The organism is Microbacterium sp. CH12i (genome assembly GCF_000685355.1).
Lineage (GTDB): Bacteria > Actinomycetota > Actinomycetes > Actinomycetales > Microbacteriaceae > Microbacterium.
On record NZ_JHET01000001.1, the window covers coordinates 212,290 to 231,193 of the forward strand.

The following is an 18,904-nucleotide window of genomic DNA, read 5'->3' on the forward strand; positions in this document are numbered from 1 at the left end:
AATTGACGAAACCCGCCGCTCCTTTTCGGAGTGGCGGGTTTCGTCGTTAACAGTGGCTCAGCGCGCGCGCAGATCCTTGCGCAGAATCTTGCCCGAGCTCGACTTCGGGATGGCGTCGACGAACTCGACCTGACGGACTTTCTCGTGTGGTGCGACGTGCGACGCGACATAAGCCATTACGGCATCCGCATCGAGCGTCTCACCCTGTTGGACGACGATGAAGGCCTTCGGCACCTCTTGGCCGTCCTCATCTGGTGCACCGATGACAGCGGCATCCGCGATCGCTGGATGCTCGAGCAGCACCGCTTCGAGTACGGCGGGGGCCACCTGATATCCCTTGTACTTGATGAGCTCCTTCAACCGGTCAACGATCTGGAAAATCCCGTCGCTCGTCACCGTGGCGACATCGCCCGTGTGCAACCAGCCGTCGTCATCGAGCATCTCTGCGGTCGCGTCCGGACGATTCAGATAGCCCTTCATCACCTGTGGACCGCGGATCAGCAGCTCGCCAGGCGCACTCACACCGGCGGCCGGCACTTCGATCTCTGACCTATCCTCTGGATCGAGCAGACGCGCCTCAGTATTGGCGAGCAGGAGGCCCACGGACGAGCGATTGATGTCATCGCGGTCGTAGGGGATCGCGTGAGTGACCGGGCTGGTCTCGGTCATACCGTACCCCTGAGCCACGATGCAACCGAGACGTTTCGCGACCGCCGACGCGAGCGCGCCGTCGAGGGGTGCGGCTCCCGAGAAGATGACCTTTACCGCAGACATGTCGTATTGGTCGACGAGCGGATGCTTCGCCAATGCCACCGCGATCGGCGGCGCGATAAACACCCAGCTCGTGCGGTGCTCAGAGATGACGCGAAGGAACTCGGTGAGATCGAACTTCGGCAGTGTCACGAGCGCGGCGCGCTGGCGCAGTGCAAAGTTCAACAACACGGTCATTCCGTAGATGTGGAAGAACGGAAGGACTGCGAGGACACGGTCATCGTCGCCGAGCGAGATTGTCGTTCGGGACTGACTGACGTTCGCAACAAGGTTGCGATGCGTGAGCATGACGCCCTTCGGTCGCCCTGTGGTGCCGGAAGAATAGGGCAGCACTGCGAGATGTGTTGCAGGGTCGAACGAGACATTGGGTGCGGCATAGCCCTCTCCCAGAAGCGCAGGGAGAGATGGATGACCCTCTGCTCCGTCGAGGACAATGAGATGGCCCGCGTCGATTCCGAGCTTTTCGGCGGCGGCTTTCGCCCCTGGCAGCAGCGGGCTGACGGTGATCAGCCACGTGGCGTCGCGTCGGTGAGCTGATTCGCGATCTCTTCGGCGGTGTAGAGCGAGTTGATGGTCGTCGCCGTGGCGCCCGCGCGCAGAATCCCGTGGAAGACGGTGGCGAACGCGGGGACGTTCGGGCACAGAACGGCGACGGTGGTGCCCACGCCGACACCGCGTGCGGCCAACGCCCCGGCGAAGAGCCCGATCTGGCCGACAAGGTGCCGGTACGTGGTGGTGGCGCCGCTCGTTCCATCGATGATGGCAACGGCATCCAGACGTGATTCGTCCAGATCGCCGAAAAGATAGTCGTATACGGAGAGTGCGGGAATCTCCACGTCGGGGTACGAACTGCGAACCATGAGATCTCCTTTGATCCTGTGGGCCGACACGTCATCGGCGATGCGAGTCAGCCTCGCACATTTATGCACCGCGCCCCAAGCATCCTCGCGGGCGGCGTGATGAGCACATGTTACGCCGCAGTAGGCTGGATTCACCGGTCGAGCTTCGGCATGGGCGAGAGGAACAGCACATGGGTGAAGGCGAAGTCGCGGCGAGAGTTCGCGGCCCCAGGGCCTACATCACCTTCGTAGCTATCGGTCTTATCGCTGGCCTGCTCTCTGGCCTCTTCGGTGTCGGCGGCGGCACTGTCATTGTTCCGCTTCTCGTATTGCTGCTGCCGTTCGACCAACGCCTCGCCGCCGGAACCTCGCTCGCCGCGATTGTTCCCACCGCGAGTGTCGGCGTGATCTCGTACGCCGCGTCGGGCTCAGTCGCCTGGGTCCCCGCGATCATCCTCGCTGGCGGGGCCGTCATCGGTGCGCAGATCGGCACCCGACTGCTGCCGCGCATTTCACAGACCGCGCTGCGTTGGGGCTTCGTTGGCTTCCTGGTGCTCGTGATCGTGAGCCTCTTCCTCGTGGTCCCTTCGAGGGATGCCGTGTTCGAGCTCGGATGGATCAACGGCGTAGCCCTCGCCCTCGTCGGAGTCTGCACGGGTGTCATCGCGGGCCAATTGGCGTTGGCGGTGGCGTGATTATCGTCCCCGTTCTGATGCTGGCGTTCGGCACGAGTGACCTCGAAGCCAAGGGCACGTCGCTAATGATGATGATCCCGACGGCCATCTCTGGCACGATCGGCAACCTGCGCCACCGCAACGTCGACCTACTGGCAGCGGGGATCATCGGTCTCTCGGCGTGCACGATGACGGCTCTCGGCGCCTGGCTGGCGACGCGCATCGACCCGTTCACCGGCAGCATGTTGTTTGTCGTATATCTCGTGCGATCGCCGTGCAGATGACCATCAAGGCGCTCCGCGGGCGCAAGCGCTGAGGGTGTGGCATCCGGTCGGTAGACTCGATGGATGCCCGTCAACTCCGAACTTGTCGGCCGGGAGTTCCCGCCGACGCAGCCATACTTGGTCGGTCGCGAGAAGGTGCGCGAGTTCGCCCGAGCCGTCTTCGCCGATGCTCCGCTGCACACTGACGTCGAGGCGGCACGCGCACTCGGTCACCCCGATGTCGTCGCACCGCCGACTTTCGCGATGGTGGTTCAAGACCTCACGCTGCAGCAGCTGCTCAATGAGCCTGGATCCGGAATCGAACTGTCCCGCACGATCCATGCTGAGCAGCGATTCGCCTACACACGCCCGATTGTCGCTGGCGATGAGCTCACCGCGCAGCTGAAGGTCACCGGCATCCGCATGATGGCAGGCAACGCGATGATCACCAGTGAGTCCGAGATCTCTGACGCCGCGGGCGATCATGTCGTGACCGCCACCACTGTGCTGCTGGTCGGCTCGGATGACAACGTAGGGGAGGTAGACGCATGAACTACGCCATCGGAGACGTGATCGCCGAGCGCACGATCCACCTGACCCGCGAATCACTGGTTCGTTATGCGGGCGCCTCGGGAGATTTCAATCCCATCCACTATCGCGACGACGTTGCGGCATCCGTCGGCCTACCTGGCGTGCTCGCGCACGGGATGCTGACCATGGGTATTGCGTCGTCCGTGGTGATCTCGTCACTCGATGCCGACACGAAGATCATCGACTACGGCGTGCGCTTCACCCGCCCCGTCGTGGTGGACGCGGAGAACGGCGCAGACGTGACGGTGCTTGCGAAGGTCGGCGCCGTCGATGAGATATCGGCGCGGATCGACCTCACCGTGAAGTGCGATGAGGTCACCGTGCTCGTCAAGGCGCAGCTGCGCGTCGCCCTCTGAACGACCGGTTCGCTGAGATGACAGAGATCACCCCGATTCCACTCTCGCAGTTGACTACGCTGCGCACGGGTGCCGCCCCCGAACGGATGCTGGACGCCACGACCACCCCGGAGCTCATCGACGCTCTGCGCGAGGTGTGGTCGCGCGGCGAAGAGTGGTTCGTGCTCGGTGGCGGTTCGAACCTGTTCGTTGGTGATGAACCATATGCGGGAACCGTGATTCGCGTGCTGACCTCGGGCATCGAGCGGCTCGAGTCGCCGCATGCAGGCCTGGTTCGCGTGCGCATACAGGCCGGGCACGACTGGGATGCTTTCGTCGCATACACGGTTGAGCATGGCCTGGCTGGTGTTGAGGCGATGAGTGGGATCCCCGGAACCGTGGGAGCCGCCCCCGTGCAGAACGTCGGCGCGTACGGGCAGGAGATTCAGGAGACGCTGGTCGAAGTCGAACTGATCGACGAGTTGACCGGCGAAGTCTCGACGGTGCCGGCGTCTGAGCTCGGGCTGGGATTTCGGACCTCGGTGTTCAAGCACCACTACGGCAGCGTTCCACAGCGTCACGCAGTCATCCTCTCGGTCACGCTTGACCTCGCTGAGGTCGGTGAAGCCGGACGCATCGTTCGTGGTGAACAGCTGCGCCGTGCGTTGGGGCTCACTGACGAGAAGCCGGTGCCGCTGGCCTTGGTGCGCGACGAGATTCTGCGCATTCGCGCGTCGAAGGGCATGCTGCTCAATCCCTATGACCCCGACACCAGCAGTGCCGGGTCGTTCTTCCAGAACGCGATCGTGGCGGAGTCGGTGGCGCGTCAGCTTCCGCCCGAATGCCCCCGCTGGCCGGTGGCGCCAGACCTCGACGCGGTCACCATCATTCCGCTCGGCGCATATGAAGGATACGTGCCGCCGACGAGCACTGTGCGCAGTGAAGTGAAGGTCAGTGCCGGCTGGCTCATCGAACATGCGGGCATCTCGAAGGGGTTCAAGCTGCCACGCTCACGCGCGGGAGTTTCGACCAAGCACGCGCTCGCGCTTACCAACCGTGGTGGCGCGAGCGCCGGTGAGATCGCAGAGCTCGCCCGGTTCATTCAGGCCAGAGTGCACGCCGAATTCGGACTGTTGCTGCAGCCAGAACCAGTGCTCGTCGACGTAGAGCTGTAACTCGAGCCGGGTATGCTCGCGGGATGAGCGGACTAATCCCGTACGTGTTCTTTCCCGGCAATGCTGCAGAGGCCCTGCACTTCTACCAGTCGGTGTTCGGTGGCGAACTCGTGCTTTACACCTATGCAGACGCCCAGCGCACCGATGGCCCGGCGGATGCGATCGGGCACGGCATGCTGCAGGGGACGGTCGAACTGTTCGGAGCGGATGCCGGGCCAACAGATGATGCCGTGCACATCGTCGGCGCGAGCTTCTCACTGCTCGGTACGGCAGAGCCTGAGGTGCTCCACGACTGGTTCACGAAGCTGTCGGACGGTGGCACGGCGATTGATCCGCTGCAGCAGCGCCCGTGGGGTGACTTCGACGGCCAGGTTACTGACCGCTACGGCATCCGCTGGTTGCTCGGCTACCAGGTCTAGGCGAACAGGCGCTGGAGGCGCTGGATGCCTTCGAGTAGAGCGTCGTCGGCGAGAGCGTACGACAGGCGCAGGTACCCGGAGGGGCCGAACGCCTCACCCGGGACGACGGCAACTTCGGCCTGCTCCAGAATGAAGTCGGCCAGCTCTAGCGACGTCGTCGGCGTGACGCTGCCCCCAGCCATGGTGGGCCAGGCGCGACCAAGCAACCCCTGCACATCGGGGTAGACGTAGAACGCTCCGAGCGGGTTAGGCACCCGCACGCCTTCGATCTTCGACAGCTCGGCCACAATCAGCCGGCGCCGGCGGTCAAAAGCCTCGCGGAACTGCTGAGCCTCGGTCTGGGGTCCGGTGAGGGCTGCAATCGCGCCGCGCTGGGCGACGTTGTTCACGTTGCTCGTCAGGTGCGATTGCAGGTTGCCAGCGACCTTGATCGCGTCGGCGGGGCCCACCATCCAGCCCACGCGCCATCCGGTCATCGCGTAGGTCTTGGCGACCCCGTTCACGAGGATCGTCTGGCCAGCGGCATCCGGCACCGCCTCGACGATCGAGGTGGCCTTGACGCCTTCGTAGGTGAGGTTCTGGTAGATCTCGTCGGAGATGATCCAGATGCCGTGCTCGAGCGCCCACTCGCCGATCGCCTTCGTCTCTTCAGCCGTGTAGACCGCGCCGGTGGGGTTCGACGGCGACACGAACACGAGAACTGTGGTGCGTGCGGTGCGAGCGGCCTCGAGCTGCTCGACCGTGACCTTGTAGTCCTGGTCGGCACCGGCGAAGACGTCGACGGGGATGCCGTCTGCCAGGCGAATCGCCTCAGGGTAAGTGGTCCAGTACGGTGCGGGCAGTAGCACCTCATCACCCGGATTCACCACGGCCTGGAACGCCTGGTACACGGCCTGCTTGCCGCCGTTGGTAACGATGACCTGGCTGGGGGAGACCTCAAGGCCAGAATCGCGGAGGGTCTTTACCGCAACAGCCTCGCGCAGCGCCGGCAGGCCGGGCGCGGGCGTGTAGCGGTAGCTCGCGGGATCTGCGAGAGCAACGGCTGCGGCATCCACGATGAACTGCGGCGTCGCAAAATCGGGCTCGCCAGCGGCATAGGAGATGACGGGCTTGCCCTCGGCTTTCAGGGCCTTGGCCTTGGCATCTACTTTGAGCGTTGCCGACTCGGCGATGGCGGACAATTTGCGAGAGAGGGGTGCGCGTTCGGTCACGCTCTGAGCCTACTCGCGCGCGTCTGGATGCGTGAGTGTGCGCAGGCAACTGCTCTAGTGATTGATACTCAGTTTCGCGTAGACTGGCCCTCAGTCCCGACCTTTGTTGATGTGTGAGGAGTGCGCCATGGCCGCCGATTCAGTGTACGAGCCGCCCGTATACGACTACGCCTTCCTCTACCGCGAGGCATTCGGCGTCGACTTGGTCGCCCGCGGCACCGGCGGCGAGCTCACCGCAGAAGACGCCACCGAGATCATCGCCGGTGCTGGCGAGTTCGCCGCATCCGTTCTCGCACCGTTGGAGACCATCGGCGATCGCGAGGGCGCGCAGCTCGTCGACGGAAATGTGCACCTCCCGGCAGGGTTTGCCGAGGCGTATCGCGCGTTCGTCGAAGCCGGCTGGATCACCGCCGAAGCGCCCGCCTCGGCCGGAGGCGACGGACTGCCCGGCACAGTGCGTGCCGGTCTCGGCGAGATCTGGAACGCGTCGAACGCCGCATTCGCGCTGTGCTGGCTGCTCACAGCGGGAGAGATTCACGCACTGGATGCCGTCGCCTCTCCTGAGCTGCGAGAGAAGTTCCTGACCAAACTCGTCAGCGGCGAGTGGACCGGAACGATGAACCTCACCGAGCCAGAAGCCGGCACTGACCTTGGCGCCATCCGCACCATGGCGACGCCGCGTGGCGACGGCAGCTGGGCGATCCGCGGCCAGAAGATCTTCATCACCTGGGGCGACCACGACATCGCCGAGAACATCGTGCACCTGGTGCTGGCACGCACCCCCGACGCACCAGAGGGCGCGAAGGGACTGTCGCTCTTCGTCGCACCTCGTGTCCTGGTGAACGAGGATGGCACGCTGGGCGAGCGCAACGCCGTTACGACCGTCGCCATCGAGCACAAGCTCGGCATTCACGGGAGCCCGACCTGTGTGCTCGCGTATGAAGACGCCACCGGCTACCTCGTGGGTGATCTGCACGGCGGTCTTGCCGGCATGTTCGTGATGATGAATTCGGCACGTACGGGGATGGGCTTCCAAGCCACCGGAATCTCCGACCGCGCGTACCAGCAGGCCGTGAGCTACGCAGGCTCGCGTCTGCAGGGCTCGGTGCTCGAGCGTCCGGCCGGCACGCCGATCGCCCAGCATCCCGATGTGCAGCGGTTGTTGCTGTCGATGTCCAGCCGCATCTACGCGATGCGTGCGCTCGGAGTCTTCGTCGGCGACCTGTTCGACCGTTCGGGGACTGACGGCACGGGCGCGCTCGCCGAGTTCTTCGTCCCCATTCTGAAGGGCTGGGCGACCGAGGATGCTCTCCTGGTGACCTCGGATGCGATACAGGTGCACGGCGGCATGGGCTTCATTGAAGAGACCGGCGTCGCCCAGCACTACCGCGACGCGCGCATCATGCCGATCTACGAGGGCACGACCGCAATTCAGTCCAACGACCTCGTCGGTCGCAAGGTGCTGCGCGATCAGGGAGCGACGGCCGAGTCGCTGTTCGAGCAGATCGACGAGACCATTGCGCAGCTTCGCGGGTACGAGCATCCGGTCGCCTCGCGCACCGCTGAGCGCCTCACCCGCGCAGTGGATGCGAGTCGTCGGGCGACCGCCGCAGTGCAGGGCTTCGCCGGGTCGCCGCGCGACGCTTACGCTGTGAGCGTGCCGTATCTGATGCTGCTGGGCACCCTCGCCGGTGGCTGGATGCATGCCTTCGCCGTCGTCGCCGTGCTCGCGCACGCGACCGCCGAGGCGCAGGATGCCGGCCGCCTGACCGCCGCAGACTTCTACGGTGCGCACCACCTGCCGCGCGTGCACGCGCTCGCCGAGACCGTGGCGGCGGGTGAGGTCGCCTGACATCGCCGGTCGGCATGTCCGACTAGTGGCGGCCTCGGTTGTTCACTGGTCGTTGTTTCTGTGACATGCCTGAGCCCGTGTCCGACTACACGAGCCGAGGCGGGAACGGCCACGGAAAAAGTCCGGCTGACGCCAGCAGTGCCACGGCAATGACGAAAGCAAGCATTCCGACCACGCCCCACACCAGCAGCGGCTGCCGGTTTGGCACGCTGACGCTGAGCAGGATGCCGGTGATCAATGCCGCGGCGACCGCCCACCAGGTGAACGCGAACAAGTACACGAACAGCATTGGTATCAGCAGCGACTCTGGAGCGACCTCATCGGGATCGGTGAGCATCATCGCACTGCCGAGGAGCCCAACCATTGAGGCGATCGCGCCGGCGATGAGGAGGGCGCGGGCCACACTGCGTCGGCGTGCGGAAGTGGCCGGTGCGGCGTTCGGAAGCTCGTACATGCCCAAACGGTACCGATTCTGCCCGCGCCTCTCCGGAGTTATCCACAGCCCGCACACGAGAAACGTCCTGCCGCATGAAACACGTGCGGACAGGACGTTTCTCGTGCAGAAACTGAAGTCTCGGCGTCAGGCGGTTTCGACGAGGAACCGCGAGTACGCACCCAGCGTCAAGAACGCGGGGAACTCCTTCTGCAGGGCGACCTCGCGGAACACATCAGCAGCGTCATCGAAGCGGTCATCCTCGGTGCGCGAAACCTCGCCCAGCACTTCTGCGATCAGACTCTCGATGTAGTCAGGCGTGATGCGGGTGCCGTCTTCGGTGGTGCGATCCTGGTGGATCCACTGCCACACCTGCGAACGGCTGATCTCTGCGGTCGCGGCATCCTCCATCAGGTTGTCGATTGCTACCGCACCGAGTCCGCGGATCCACGCCTCGATGTAACGGATGCCCACCGACACGTTGTCGCGTACGCCCTGAGCGGTGATCGGGCGGCCGATCTGCAGGTTCAGCAGATCTTCCGCACGTACGTGCACGTCATCGCGCTGCCGGTCGATCTGGTTCGGCCGATCGCCGAGAACCGCGTCGAACTCGGCCTGTGCGGTGGGGATCAGGTCGGGGTGCGCCACCCAGGTGCCGTCGAATCCGTCGCCGGCTTCGCGCTTCTTGTCGGCAGCGACCTTCTCGAGAGCGCGCGCGGTCACCTCAGGGTCACGGCGGCTGGGGATCGATGCGCTCATGCCGCCGATCGCGAAGGCACCCCGCTTGTGGCAGGTCTTCACGAGCAGTTCGGTGTATGCCCGCATGAACGGCACAGTCATCGTGACCTCGGAACGGTCTGGCAGCACGAAACGTGCACCGCGACCGCGGTAGTTCTTGATGATCGAGAAGATGTAGTCCCAGCGGCCGGCGTTGAGGCCCGCGCAGTGATCACGCAACTCGTACAGGATCTCGTCCATCTCGAACGCTGCGGGCAGCGTCTCGATGAGCACGGTTGCGCGGATCGTGCCGTGCGGGATCCCGATGTAGTCCTCACCGAACGTGAACACGTCGTCCCACAGCTTCGCCTCTTCGCTCGACTCGAGCTTCGCGATGTAGAAGTACGGGCCGCGGCCCGCGTCGATCAGCGCCTTGGCGTTGTGGAAGAAGTAGAGACCGAAGTCGACCAGCGAACCGGATGCCGCCATGCTGCGGCCCGAGCGATCGATGAAGGTCAGGTGCTTCTCGACCAGATGCCACCCGCGCGGCCGCATCACGATCGTCGGGGTGCGCTCGGCGGTGACCTCGTAGGTCTTTCCGTCTTCGTTCGTGAAGCTCAGCTCGCCGCGGATCGCGTCTCGCAGCGACAGCTGGCCACCGATGACGTTGCTCCAGGTGGGGCTCGTGGCATCCTCTTGGTCAGCGAGCCACACGCGGGCGCAGAGTTCAGAGCGTTGATGGTCATCTTCGGGTCGGTCGGGCCGGTGATCTCAACGCGACGATCCCCGAGACCGGGGCCGGCGCCGGCGACGCGCCAGTCGGCATCGTCACGAATGTGCCGAGTGTCGTCACGGAAGCGCGGGTCGTGGCCATTGCCGATCTCGAAGCGGCGACGCATCCGATCAGCAAGCCGGTCGTGGCGACGGGCGCTGAAACGGTGGTGCAGCTCGGTCAGGAAGGCGAGTGCCTCCGGCGTGAGAATCTCATCGAAGCGGTCGTGAGCGGGCCCAGTGACCTCGAGCGCTGGACCCTGCTTGATGGTCTGCGTAGGAGCAGTCGTTGGGGGAGCGGTGGGAGTAGTCATGGCTTCTCGCTTTCGGTTCCGGTCACTGAGCCTGTCGCAGTGAGTGAGTGGCTTGACACCTACTCTGTGTGAAGTTCGCACCCGCACCCGAACAATTCAGGGGAGAATATTGCTCAAAATTCTGTTTTCGTGACAGAATCGGCCCCATGGCCATCGCTGAAGCTGCAGAAGACACCGACGCCCTCACAATCGGCCGGCGCATCCGACAGCTCCGCACGGCACGCGGGATGACGCTGGAAGACCTCGCGGCAGCGGTAGAGCGAGCTCCTAGCCAGCTGTCGATGATCGAGACCGGCAAGCGTGAGCCGAAGCTCACCCTGCTGCAGGCCATTGCCCGCGCGCTCGGTACTGGTATTGATGCGCTGCTTGAGGGCGGACCGCTCGATGAGCGCAGCGCTGTGGAAATCGCGCTTGAGCGTGCGATGAAAGGGCAGACTTTCCAGTCGCTCGGGATCGATCCGTTCCGCATCGCCAAGAGTGTGCCGACCGAGGCGCTGAAGGCGCTGCTCGCATTGCACGGCGAGATTGATCGCCTTCGCGATGAGCGTGCTGCGACCCCGGAAGAGGCCCGTCGCGCCAACGTCGAACTCCGGCATCTCATGCGGCGGCAGGACAACCACTTTGCAGATCTTGAGACGAAGGCCGCAGAGATCCTCAATGCCGTGCACCACCCGGGTGGTCCGCTGACTCAGCGCACGGCATCCGAAATCGCTGCCTATCTCGGCTTCACGCTGCACTACGCCGCCGACCTACCCCAGTCGACGCGCAGCGTTGCCGACCTCGCGAACGGCCGCCTGTACCTGTCGAGTCAAGTGCCCGCGAAGGGTGATGCGCGCACCGCGGTTCTGCAGGCGCTGTCGAGTCGGATGCTGGGGCACTCAGAGCCCCGCAGTTACGCAGAGTTCTTGCGCCAACGCGTGGAGACGAACTACTTGACCGGTGCGCTGCTCATCCCGGAAGCGCATGTCGTGCCCGCTCTGAAAGATGCCAAGTCGCGCAGGGCGATCTCTATCGAAGACCTGCGTGACACGTACTCGGTCTCGTACGAGACGGCCGCGCACCGCTTCACGAATCTCGCCACGCGGCACCTCGATATTCCCGTGCACTTCTTGAAGGTGCACGAGTCGGGCACCATCACCAAAGCCTTCGAGAACGACGACGTGAACTTTCCGACCGATCGGCTCGGGTCGATCGAGGGGCAGATGTGCTGCCGTAGGTGGACCAGCCGTGTGGTGTTCGACGAGGATGACCGCTTCAACCCGTACTACCAATACACCGATACCGGCAACGGCACGTACTGGTGCACGGCTCGAGTCGAAGCATCCAGTGAAGGGCTGCACTCGGTGAGCGTCGGGGTGCGCTTCGATGACACGAAGTGGTTCGTCGGTCGGGACACCCAGAATCGCGGAGTTTCGAAGCACTCGGTCGAAGTCTGCTGCCGCCGGGCCCCCGCCGACCTCGAGGAACGCTGGCGCGAGCACTCCTGGCCGAACGTGAAGACGCCGCGTACGCTGCTGGCGACGCTGCCGACCGGGTCGTTCCCGGGCGCGATACGACCGATGTGTATGAGTTCTTGGAGGCGCACGCGCCGCGCTAGCCTGTCGGGCGGGCGTCAGTCGCGGGCGGTCTGCAGTGCGGCCCAGAGCTCGGCGCGGGCGGGAAACGACGAGAGATCCTGCCCGAGCAACGCGGATGCCTGCGCCACTCGAGCTCGCAAAGTATGACGATGGATGCCGAGCGCAACCGCCGCTGACTCGAGGCGCGCATCATTCTCAAGCCAGACGCGCAGAGAACGTTCGAGATCGGGATGGTCGCGCAGCGGCGCAAGCCGCGAGGCGGCGACAAGACGCGCCTCATCGGTGGCGAAAGCGCTGAGGATGCTGGCAGCCACGGTGTCCGCGTAGCGCACAGCGCCGGCGCCGCGAGCCACGGCGCCACCAGCCACAGCGCCAGCAGTCACAGTGCCAGCGCTCCCGGCGCCGCGATGCCGAAGCGCGGCCACGGCCTGCGCATGTGCGCGCGAGAATGCTGAGTATCCCTCTGGCTCAGAGACGCCGAGCCGGATTCCGAAGCGCTCGGCGATCTCATCGAACAGGCCCTGGTCGGAGGCGGACACGCACATAGTGATTCCGACTTTGGAGGAGGCGCCGAAGATTGCCGTGCCGTTCTCAGTGTGCTGGCGCTCCCACCACTCGACGAGGGCATCTGCTGGGGCATCCGCGTTTGCGACGGCCAGCACGACGGGCGCCGTTGGCAGGGAGCCGAGCACATGGCGGGCGAGGGTCGGGTCATCGAGCAACAGCGAGGCGAGCACCTGAGACCGCAGCCGCCGCCGTCCACGCTCAAGCTGATCGTTCTGTTCGAGGGCGAGTCCCGCCATGGCGATGACCGAGGTGACCACTGCGCGCGCTTCTGCATCGAGGGATGCGGTGCTGATGGCGATCACGCCGCGAAGGTGCCCGGTGCGCCCGAGCGTGAAAACCGTGAGCGACTCTGCTCCGAGAGTCAACGACTGGCTGGCGTGAGCGCCTCGGCTGATCAGCTCGGTGGCGCGGGCGGCGAGGGTGGCGGCGTCCTCTCGGGGGAAGTGCTGACGGGGATGCTCGTGCACGAGGAGTCCGGTCGCATCGAACATTCCGACCCAGTGTCCGAGGCGCCGAGATAGTTCTGTGAGCGTGGATTCGAGGCCGTGCGGGCGGAGAGCAGCGATCGCGAGTGCCCGCTGCGTGTCCAGCGCCCAGGTTCGCCGCGCATACGTCTGAGCCGCGATCGACTCGGAGTGTGCGCGGGCGACAGCGATGAAGGGAGTGTCGTACGGAACCTCGAACAGGGGGATGCTCGCCTCGATGCAGGCGCTGACGAGGTGCTCCGGAATCCCTGGACGCTGCACCTCGGTGCCAAAGCCCAACCCGATGACGCCGCGGCCGGCCAAGCGTGCGACATAAGCGTCGATGCTGGCGACATCGTCATCGTCGAACTGAGTGCCGGTCGTGAGAAGAGCCAGATCATCGGCGAGGAACGGCGTGGGGTCGGCGAGATCGGAGGAGTGCACCCAGCGCAACGGTCGGTCGAGCGCGCCACTCGGCAGAGTGGCCGCGGGGGAGATGAGTCGCAGCCCGAGGTCACTTCGGCCGAGTAGCGCACGAAGGGTCGGCTGGTCCACGGCATCCTCTGTTATACACGCATGTTATACGAGCGGGCGAGTCGTTCAATCAAATTGTACTGGGCGGCGAGTGCGCCGCAAGGGAGTCCGGCCTACGCTCACGAACATGGCACTACTCGACGCGACGACGACAGCAACACCGCTCGGCGGACCAGACCTCCCGCAGGAGCGTCGCCTGGTCACGGAGCTTCCGGGGCCGCGCTCTGCGGCGATCCTTGCGCGCAAGGCGGATGCCGTCCCGGCCGGAGTCGGCCACACCGTCCCGATCGCCGCTGTCGCTGCGGGCGGTGGCGTGGTCGTGGATGCCGACGGCAACTCCTTCATCGATCTCGGCAGCGGCATCGCCGTCACGACCGTCGGTAACGCGCACCCGAAGGTGGGCGCCGCTGTCGCCGCTCAAGCTGCACAGTTCACTCACACGTGCTTCATGATTTCGCCCTACGAGTCATACATCGAGGTCGCCGAGGCGCTGAACCGGCTCACCCCCGGAGAGTTCGCGAAGAAGAGCGCGCTGTTCAACTCCGGCGCCGAGGCCGTAGAGAACGCGATCAAGATCGCCCGCAAGTACACCGGCCGACCCGCTGTCGTCGCTTTCGACCACGGCTACCACGGCCGCACCAATCTCACCATGGCGCTCACGGCCAAGTCGATGCCGTACAAGAGCGGTTTCGGACCGTTCGCGCCCGAGGTGTATCGCGCCCCGATGTCGTATCCGTTCCGCGACGGCCTGTCCGGGGTCGAAGCTGCGGAACGCGCGATCCTGCAAATGGAGAAGCAGATCGGTGCCGATAACCTCGCTGCCATCATCATCGAGCCGATCCAAGGCGAAGGCGGGTTCATCGTTCCCGCCGACGGCTTCCTGCCTGCGCTCGCCGACTGGTGCCGCGCGAACGGCGTCGTCTTCATCGCCGATGAGGTGCAGACCGGCTTCGCACGCACCGGGCACATGTTCGCCAGCGAGATTTTCGGCATCGAACCCGATCTGATCACCACGGCCAAGGGTATCGCCGCGGGCCTCCCGCTCGCGGGGGTCACCGGTCGTGCCGAGATCATGGATGCCTCGCACGCCGGTGGTCTCGGCGGCACATACGGCGGCAACCCCATCGCCTGTGCCGCGGCTCTCGCAGCCATCGACATCTTCGAGAACGACGGTGTGATCGAACGCGCTCGCGAGATCGGCACAATCCTCATCCAGCGCCTCGCCGCACTTCAGCAGACCGACGCGCGCATCGGTGACATCCGCGGCCATGGCGCGATGATCGCCGCCGAATTCGTGGACCCAGCGACGAAGGCCCCGGATGCCGTGCTCACTGCCGCGGTCGCGAAGGCATGCATCGCACTGGGCGTGATCGTCCTCACCTGCGGAACCTACGGAAACGTCATCCGCTTCCTCCCTCCTCTTTCGATCGGCGACGACCTGCTGAACGAAGGACTCGACATCGTCGCCGAGGTGCTCGCGGCCGCATAAAACGTCCGGCTGTGGTCCGTATCGGGGGATATCGGGTCGCGGTCGGCACTTCTGCACAGAACGACCACACATTCGACAAAGGAGTTGCTGATGGTTGAGATCACAAGGGATGTGCTCATCGTGGGCGCGGGGGCTGCGGGCCTCACCGCTGCCAACGATCTGCGAAAAGCCGGCCTTTCGGTTGCCGTCCTCGAAGCACGCGATCGCGTCGGTGGGCGGCTGTGGACCGATGTCATCGATGGAGCAATGCTCGAGATCGGCGGCCAATGGGTTTCGCCGGATCAGGAAGCGCTGAAAGAGACGATCGCCGAACTCGGTCTGGCTACTTATTCGCGCTATCGCGAGGGCGAGAGCGTCTACATCGGCCCGTCCGGGGAGCTGACCCGGTTCACGGGAGACATCTTCCCGGTGGCACCTGAGACCGAGAAGATCATGGTCGACCTCATCGACAAGCTCGATGCGATGGTCGCAGAAGTTGACGCCGACCGTCCGTGGGAGCACCCCGACGCTGCCGCCCTCGATGAGATCTCTTTCGAGGCCTGGCTCGCGCAAGAGACCGATGACCAAGAGGCGCGCGACAACATCGCCCTCTTCATCGCCGGTGCCATGCTCACCAAGCCCGCGCACGCTTTCTCCACGCTGCAGGCGCTGCTGATGGCGGCATCCGCTGGCAGCTTCACGAACCTTGTTGACGCGGACTTCATCCTCGATGAGCGTGTCGTCGGAGGACTCCAACAGGTGCCGTTGTTGCTCGCCGAGCGTCTTGGTGACGACGTGCTGCTGAACCAGCCCGTGCGCACGCTCGAATGGGGCGAGGCTGGCGTCACGGCAACGACCGACGACCTCACAGTCAAGGCGCGTTTCGCGATTCTCGCCCATGCGCCGGTGCTGTACAGCCGCATCTCCTTCGTCCCCCCGATGCCGCGTCGCCAGCACCAGCTGCACCAGCATCTCTCGATGGGATTCGTCATCAAGGTGCACGCAGTGTACGACCGTCCGTTCTGGCGAGAGCAGGGCCTCAGCGGCACCGCGTTCAGCCCGTACGAGCTTGTGCACGAGGCCTACGACAACACCAACCACGGCGACGAGCGGGGCACCCTTGTCGGTTTCGTTTCGGACGCGCACGCCGACAGGGTGTTCGAGATGTCTGCGGAGGATCGCAAGCAGCACATTCTCGAATCCCTCTCGCATTATTACGGGCCAGAAGCGATGAACCCGGTCGTCTACTACGAGAGCGACTGGGGGAGTGAGGAGTGGACGCGCGGCGCTTACGCCGCGAGCTTCGATCTCGGTGGGCTGCACCGCTACGGCGCAGATCTGCGTACCCCCGTCGGGCCGATCCACTTCGCCTGCAGCGACCTTGCCGGTGCCGGATACCAGCACGTCGACGGTGCGATTCGCATGGGCCACTTGGTCGCGACGAACATCGTCGATGCGAGCCGAGGCGCAGAATGAGCGGCGCAATCGTTGTCGGGTACACCGCAACGGATGCCGGCGCCGACGCCGCAGCGCTCGGTGCGCGTCTCGCCCGCAGCCTAGACGCCCGGTTGCATCTGGTGATCGTGCTCCCCTCCGAGGGCACCCGTAGCGCTGCAGTTCCGCCGGAGCGCGCCTATGAAGATGTCATCCGCCGCCAGGGCAAGAAGTGGCTCGCCGACGCGACGGCGAAACTTCCGCAGGACCTCACTCGCAGCGGCCATGTCAGACTCGCCGAGTCGTTCGCCGAAGGCCTGATCGCAGCCGGCGAAGAGTTCGGCGCCAGGCTGATCGTCATCGGTGCCGCGGGCGGAGCCGTTCTCGGGCGTCACCGGCTCGGGGGCGTAGCATCCGCTCTGCTGCACTCCTCGCCGATTCCCGTCGCGCTGGCGCCCTCAGGAACCGCGAAAGAAGACGGCTACGTCATGCCGCGGATCACGGCCGCACTCGGCACGCGAACGGGTGCTGACGCGCTGCTTGACGAGGCAGTGGCGCTCGCCGCAGACAGCGCAAGCACGCTCCGCCTGGTGTCGTTGGTGCCGTTCGATGTTCCGCCTGGGCTCGATACCGGAGCAATCCGCGTGGCCACCGGCACCCACGCCGACGAGATATTGGCAACAGCGAAAGACGCCCTGCCCGAAGGGGTGACCGCCACGGTTGAGCAGGCACCCGGTGACAGCGTCGAGGATGCCGTCACGCACCTGTCTTGGCTTCCCGGCGAGATCATTCTCGTCGGCTCGAGTCGGCTCGCCCAGCCGCGCCGGCTCTTCCTCGGATCCACCGCAGCGAAGATGCTGCACGTGCTCCCCGTACCCATGATCGTTGTGCCACGCACCCGCAGCGGTGCCCAGGTCGAAGGAGACCGCACATGAGCACCACGCCGCACACCGAAGAGTCCGCTCCCGTCACGGGCGGACTCTCCCAGAAAGGGCTGAGCGCCGGAACAGTCGGCCTCATCGGCGCCGTCGTCATCGGCATTTCGTGCATCGCACCCGCGTACACCCTCACCGCGGCTCTCGGCCCGACCGTGTCAGAGGTCGGCTTCCAGGTTCCCGCGATCATTCTGATCGGGTTCATCCCGATGCTCCTCGTCGCCTTCGGCTATCGCGAACTCAACCGCACGATGCCCGACTCCGGCACCTCGTTCACATGGGCCGCTCGCGCCTTCGGTCCGTGGGTCGGATGGATGGCGGGCTGGGGCCTGATCGCGGCGACCATCCTCGTCCTCTCCAATCTCGCCGGCATCGCCGTCGAGTTCCTGTTCCTGCTCATCGATCAGATCGCCGGTAGCCCCGGCAACATCGCCGAGCTCGCGTTCAATCCCTTCATCAACGTGGCCGTGTGTCTTCTCTTCATGCTCGGCGCGACGCTCATCTCATATCGCGACATGCAGACCACCCAGAAGCTGCAGTACTACCTGGTCGGCTTCCAACTGCTCGTGCTGCTGTTCTTCTCGATCAGTGCTTTCGTTCAGGTCGCGCAGGGAAACGCCTTTGATGCGAGTCCCGTCGAGCTGAGCTGGTTCAACCCGCTTGAGATCGGATCGGTCGGTGCGATCGTCGCCGGACTCTCGCTGTCGATCTTCATCTTCTGGGGGTGGGATGTCACCCTGACGATGAACGAGGAGACCAAAGACCCCGAACGGACTCCAGGACGTGCGGCAACCCTCACCGTCATCACGATTGTGGTGTTGTACCTGCTGCTATCGATCGCGCTGCTGTCCTTCGCCGGCATCGGCACGGGCGAGTTAGGACTCGGCAACGAAGACATCCAGAGCAACGTGTTCTTCTACCTGTCTGGCCCGATTCTCGGCCCGCTCGCGTTCCTGGTGTCGTTGGCGGTGCTGACGAGCTCGGCGTCCTCTCTGCAGTCGACGTTTGTGTCACCCGCACGTACGCTTCTCGCGATGGGCCACTACGGGGCTCTTCCGGCGAGCTTCGCCAAGGTGAGCCCGCGATTCTTCACACCGGGATACGCGACGATCATCGCCGCGATCGTGGCATCCGCGTTCTACGCCGTGATGCGTTTCATCAGCGAGGACGTCCTCTGGGACACCATCACGGCGCTCGGAATGATGATCTGCTTCTACTACGGGATCACGGCCTTCGCCTGCGTGTGGTACTTCCGCAAGCAGTGGTTCGACACGACACGGACGTTCTTCTTCACCTTCTTGTTCCCGCTCGTCGGCGGGGTCATCCTCGCGGCACTGTTCGTGATGACACTCGTCGACAGCATGAACCCCGACTACGGCAGTGGATCGAACATCGGCGGCGTCGGTCTGGTGTTCATCCTCGGCGTGACCGTCATCGTCGTCGGTATCGTCATCATGATCTGGCAGGCGATCAAGCGCCCGGCCTTCTTCCGTGGTGAGACGCTCTCCATGGATGCGCCGGCTAGCCTGCGTCGTCGCAAGCATTAACACCCCCGCAGTT

12 protein-coding genes and 4 pseudogenes are annotated in these 18,904 nt (G+C 64.8%); 11 read left to right on the forward strand and 5 right to left on the reverse strand.

Features of this window, described 5'->3' with window-relative positions:
- Window positions 1–57 precede the first annotated feature (57 nt).
- Window positions 58–1,631: pseudogene (locus DC31_RS01210) on the reverse strand (AMP-binding protein).
- Window positions 1,632–1,801: 170 nt separating this feature from the next.
- On the opposite strand from DC31_RS01210, the pseudogene DC31_RS01215 reads away from it, so the two are divergent.
- The 5 genes and pseudogenes from DC31_RS01215 (at window position 1,802) to DC31_RS01235 (ending at window position 5,067) form a co-directional block, all read left to right on the forward strand.
- Window positions 1,802–2,600, forward strand: a pseudogene (locus DC31_RS01215) (sulfite exporter TauE/SafE family protein).
- Window positions 2,601–2,631: 31 nt separating this feature from the next.
- The gene (locus DC31_RS01220; RefSeq protein ID WP_036276008.1) at window positions 2,632–3,099 is read left to right on the forward strand and encodes an FAS1-like dehydratase domain-containing protein; all 468 of its coding nucleotides are present in this window, start codon (window positions 2,632–2,634) and stop codon (window positions 3,097–3,099) included.
- Complete coding sequence (locus tag DC31_RS01225) at window positions 3,096–3,494, forward strand: MaoC/PaaZ C-terminal domain-containing protein (RefSeq protein ID WP_036276010.1); 399 nt, start codon at window positions 3,096–3,098, stop codon at window positions 3,492–3,494. Before DC31_RS01220 ends, DC31_RS01225 begins: the two co-directional genes overlap by 4 nt.
- 17 nt (window positions 3,495–3,511) lie before the next feature.
- Complete coding sequence (locus DC31_RS01230) at window positions 3,512–4,648, forward strand: UDP-N-acetylmuramate dehydrogenase (RefSeq protein ID WP_036276011.1); 1,137 nt, start codon at window positions 3,512–3,514, stop codon at window positions 4,646–4,648.
- Between the two features lie 23 nt (window positions 4,649–4,671).
- Window positions 4,672–5,067, forward strand: coding sequence for a VOC family protein (locus tag DC31_RS01235; RefSeq protein ID WP_036276012.1), 396 nt, complete (start codon window positions 4,672–4,674; stop codon window positions 5,065–5,067).
- Here the strand turns inward: DC31_RS01235 and DC31_RS01240 are convergent.
- Window positions 5,064–6,278 carry a pyridoxal phosphate-dependent aminotransferase gene (locus tag DC31_RS01240; RefSeq protein ID WP_036276014.1) on the reverse strand — a complete coding sequence of 405 codons (1,215 nt, stop codon included), beginning with the start codon at window positions 6,276–6,278 and terminating at the stop codon, window positions 5,064–5,066. The two genes, DC31_RS01235 and DC31_RS01240, sit on opposite strands and share 4 nt — an antisense overlap.
- A 127-nt stretch (window positions 6,279–6,405) precedes the next feature.
- On the opposite strand from DC31_RS01240, the gene DC31_RS01245 reads away from it, so the two are divergent.
- The gene (locus tag DC31_RS01245; RefSeq protein ID WP_036276015.1) at window positions 6,406–8,130 is read left to right on the forward strand and encodes an acyl-CoA dehydrogenase; all 1,725 of its coding nucleotides are present in this window, start codon (window positions 6,406–6,408) and stop codon (window positions 8,128–8,130) included.
- Window positions 8,131–8,215: 85 nt separating this feature from the next.
- Here the strand turns inward: DC31_RS01245 and DC31_RS01250 are convergent, their stop codons facing one another.
- Together DC31_RS01250 and aceB are read right to left on the reverse strand one after the other, a co-directional pair.
- On the reverse strand, window positions 8,216–8,584 hold the full coding sequence (locus DC31_RS01250) for a hypothetical protein (RefSeq protein WP_036276017.1): 369 nt from the start codon (window positions 8,582–8,584) through the stop codon (window positions 8,216–8,218).
- 126 nt (window positions 8,585–8,710) lie between these two features.
- Window positions 8,711–10,365 (reverse strand): annotated as a pseudogene (aceB, locus tag DC31_RS01255) (malate synthase A).
- A gap of 146 nt (window positions 10,366–10,511) precedes the next feature.
- On the opposite strand from aceB, the pseudogene DC31_RS01260 reads away from it, so the two are divergent.
- Window positions 10,512–11,962 (forward strand): annotated as a pseudogene (locus DC31_RS01260) (helix-turn-helix domain-containing protein).
- Between the two features lie 15 nt (window positions 11,963–11,977).
- Here the strand turns inward: DC31_RS01260 and DC31_RS01265 are convergent.
- The gene (locus DC31_RS01265; RefSeq protein ID WP_152545303.1) at window positions 11,978–13,528 is read right to left on the reverse strand and encodes a PucR family transcriptional regulator; all 1,551 of its coding nucleotides are present in this window, start codon (window positions 13,526–13,528) and stop codon (window positions 11,978–11,980) included.
- Between the two features lie 106 nt (window positions 13,529–13,634).
- Between DC31_RS01265 and gabT the strand changes: the two genes are divergently transcribed.
- From gabT to DC31_RS01285, 4 genes are all read left to right on the forward strand, one after another.
- The gene (gabT, locus tag DC31_RS01270; protein ID WP_036276023.1) at window positions 13,635–14,996 is read left to right on the forward strand and encodes a 4-aminobutyrate--2-oxoglutarate transaminase; all 1,362 of its coding nucleotides are present in this window, start codon (window positions 13,635–13,637) and stop codon (window positions 14,994–14,996) included.
- Between the two features lie 90 nt (window positions 14,997–15,086).
- On the forward strand, window positions 15,087–16,451 hold the full coding sequence (locus DC31_RS01275; RefSeq protein ID WP_036276026.1) for a flavin monoamine oxidase family protein: 1,365 nt from the start codon (window positions 15,087–15,089) through the stop codon (window positions 16,449–16,451).
- On the forward strand, window positions 16,448–17,344 hold the full coding sequence (locus DC31_RS01280) for a universal stress protein (protein WP_036276027.1): 897 nt from the start codon (window positions 16,448–16,450) through the stop codon (window positions 17,342–17,344). The genes DC31_RS01275 and DC31_RS01280 overlap by 4 nt, the downstream gene beginning before the upstream one ends.
- Window positions 17,341–18,891: an APC family permease gene (locus tag DC31_RS01285; protein ID WP_036276028.1), complete on the forward strand. Its 1,551-nt coding sequence runs from the start codon at window positions 17,341–17,343 to the stop codon at window positions 18,889–18,891. Before DC31_RS01280 ends, DC31_RS01285 begins: the two co-directional genes overlap by 4 nt.
- Window positions 18,892–18,904 lie beyond the last annotated feature (13 nt).

Coding starts and splice junctions, on each gene's coding strand:
- DC31_RS01235 (WP_036276012.1), top strand. CDS start 4,672: ATGAGCGGACTAATCCCGTACGTGTTCTTTCCCGGCAATGCTGCAGAG.
- DC31_RS01245 (WP_036276015.1), top strand. CDS start 6,406: ATGGCCGCCGATTCAGTGTACGAGCCGCCCGTATACGACTACGCCTTC.
- gabT (WP_036276023.1), top strand. CDS start 13,635: ATGGCACTACTCGACGCGACGACGACAGCAACACCGCTCGGCGGACCA.
- DC31_RS01275 (WP_036276026.1), top strand. CDS start 15,087: ATGGTTGAGATCACAAGGGATGTGCTCATCGTGGGCGCGGGGGCTGCG.
- DC31_RS01250 (WP_036276017.1), bottom strand. CDS start 8,584: ATGTACGAGCTTCCGAACGCCGCACCGGCCACTTCCGCACGCCGACGC.
- DC31_RS01230 (WP_036276011.1), top strand. CDS start 3,512: ATGACAGAGATCACCCCGATTCCACTCTCGCAGTTGACTACGCTGCGC.
- DC31_RS01220 (WP_036276008.1), top strand. CDS start 2,632: ATGCCCGTCAACTCCGAACTTGTCGGCCGGGAGTTCCCGCCGACGCAG.
- DC31_RS01225 (WP_036276010.1), top strand. CDS start 3,096: ATGAACTACGCCATCGGAGACGTGATCGCCGAGCGCACGATCCACCTG.
- DC31_RS01285 (WP_036276028.1), top strand. CDS start 17,341: ATGAGCACCACGCCGCACACCGAAGAGTCCGCTCCCGTCACGGGCGGA.
- DC31_RS01280 (WP_036276027.1), top strand. CDS start 16,448: ATGAGCGGCGCAATCGTTGTCGGGTACACCGCAACGGATGCCGGCGCC.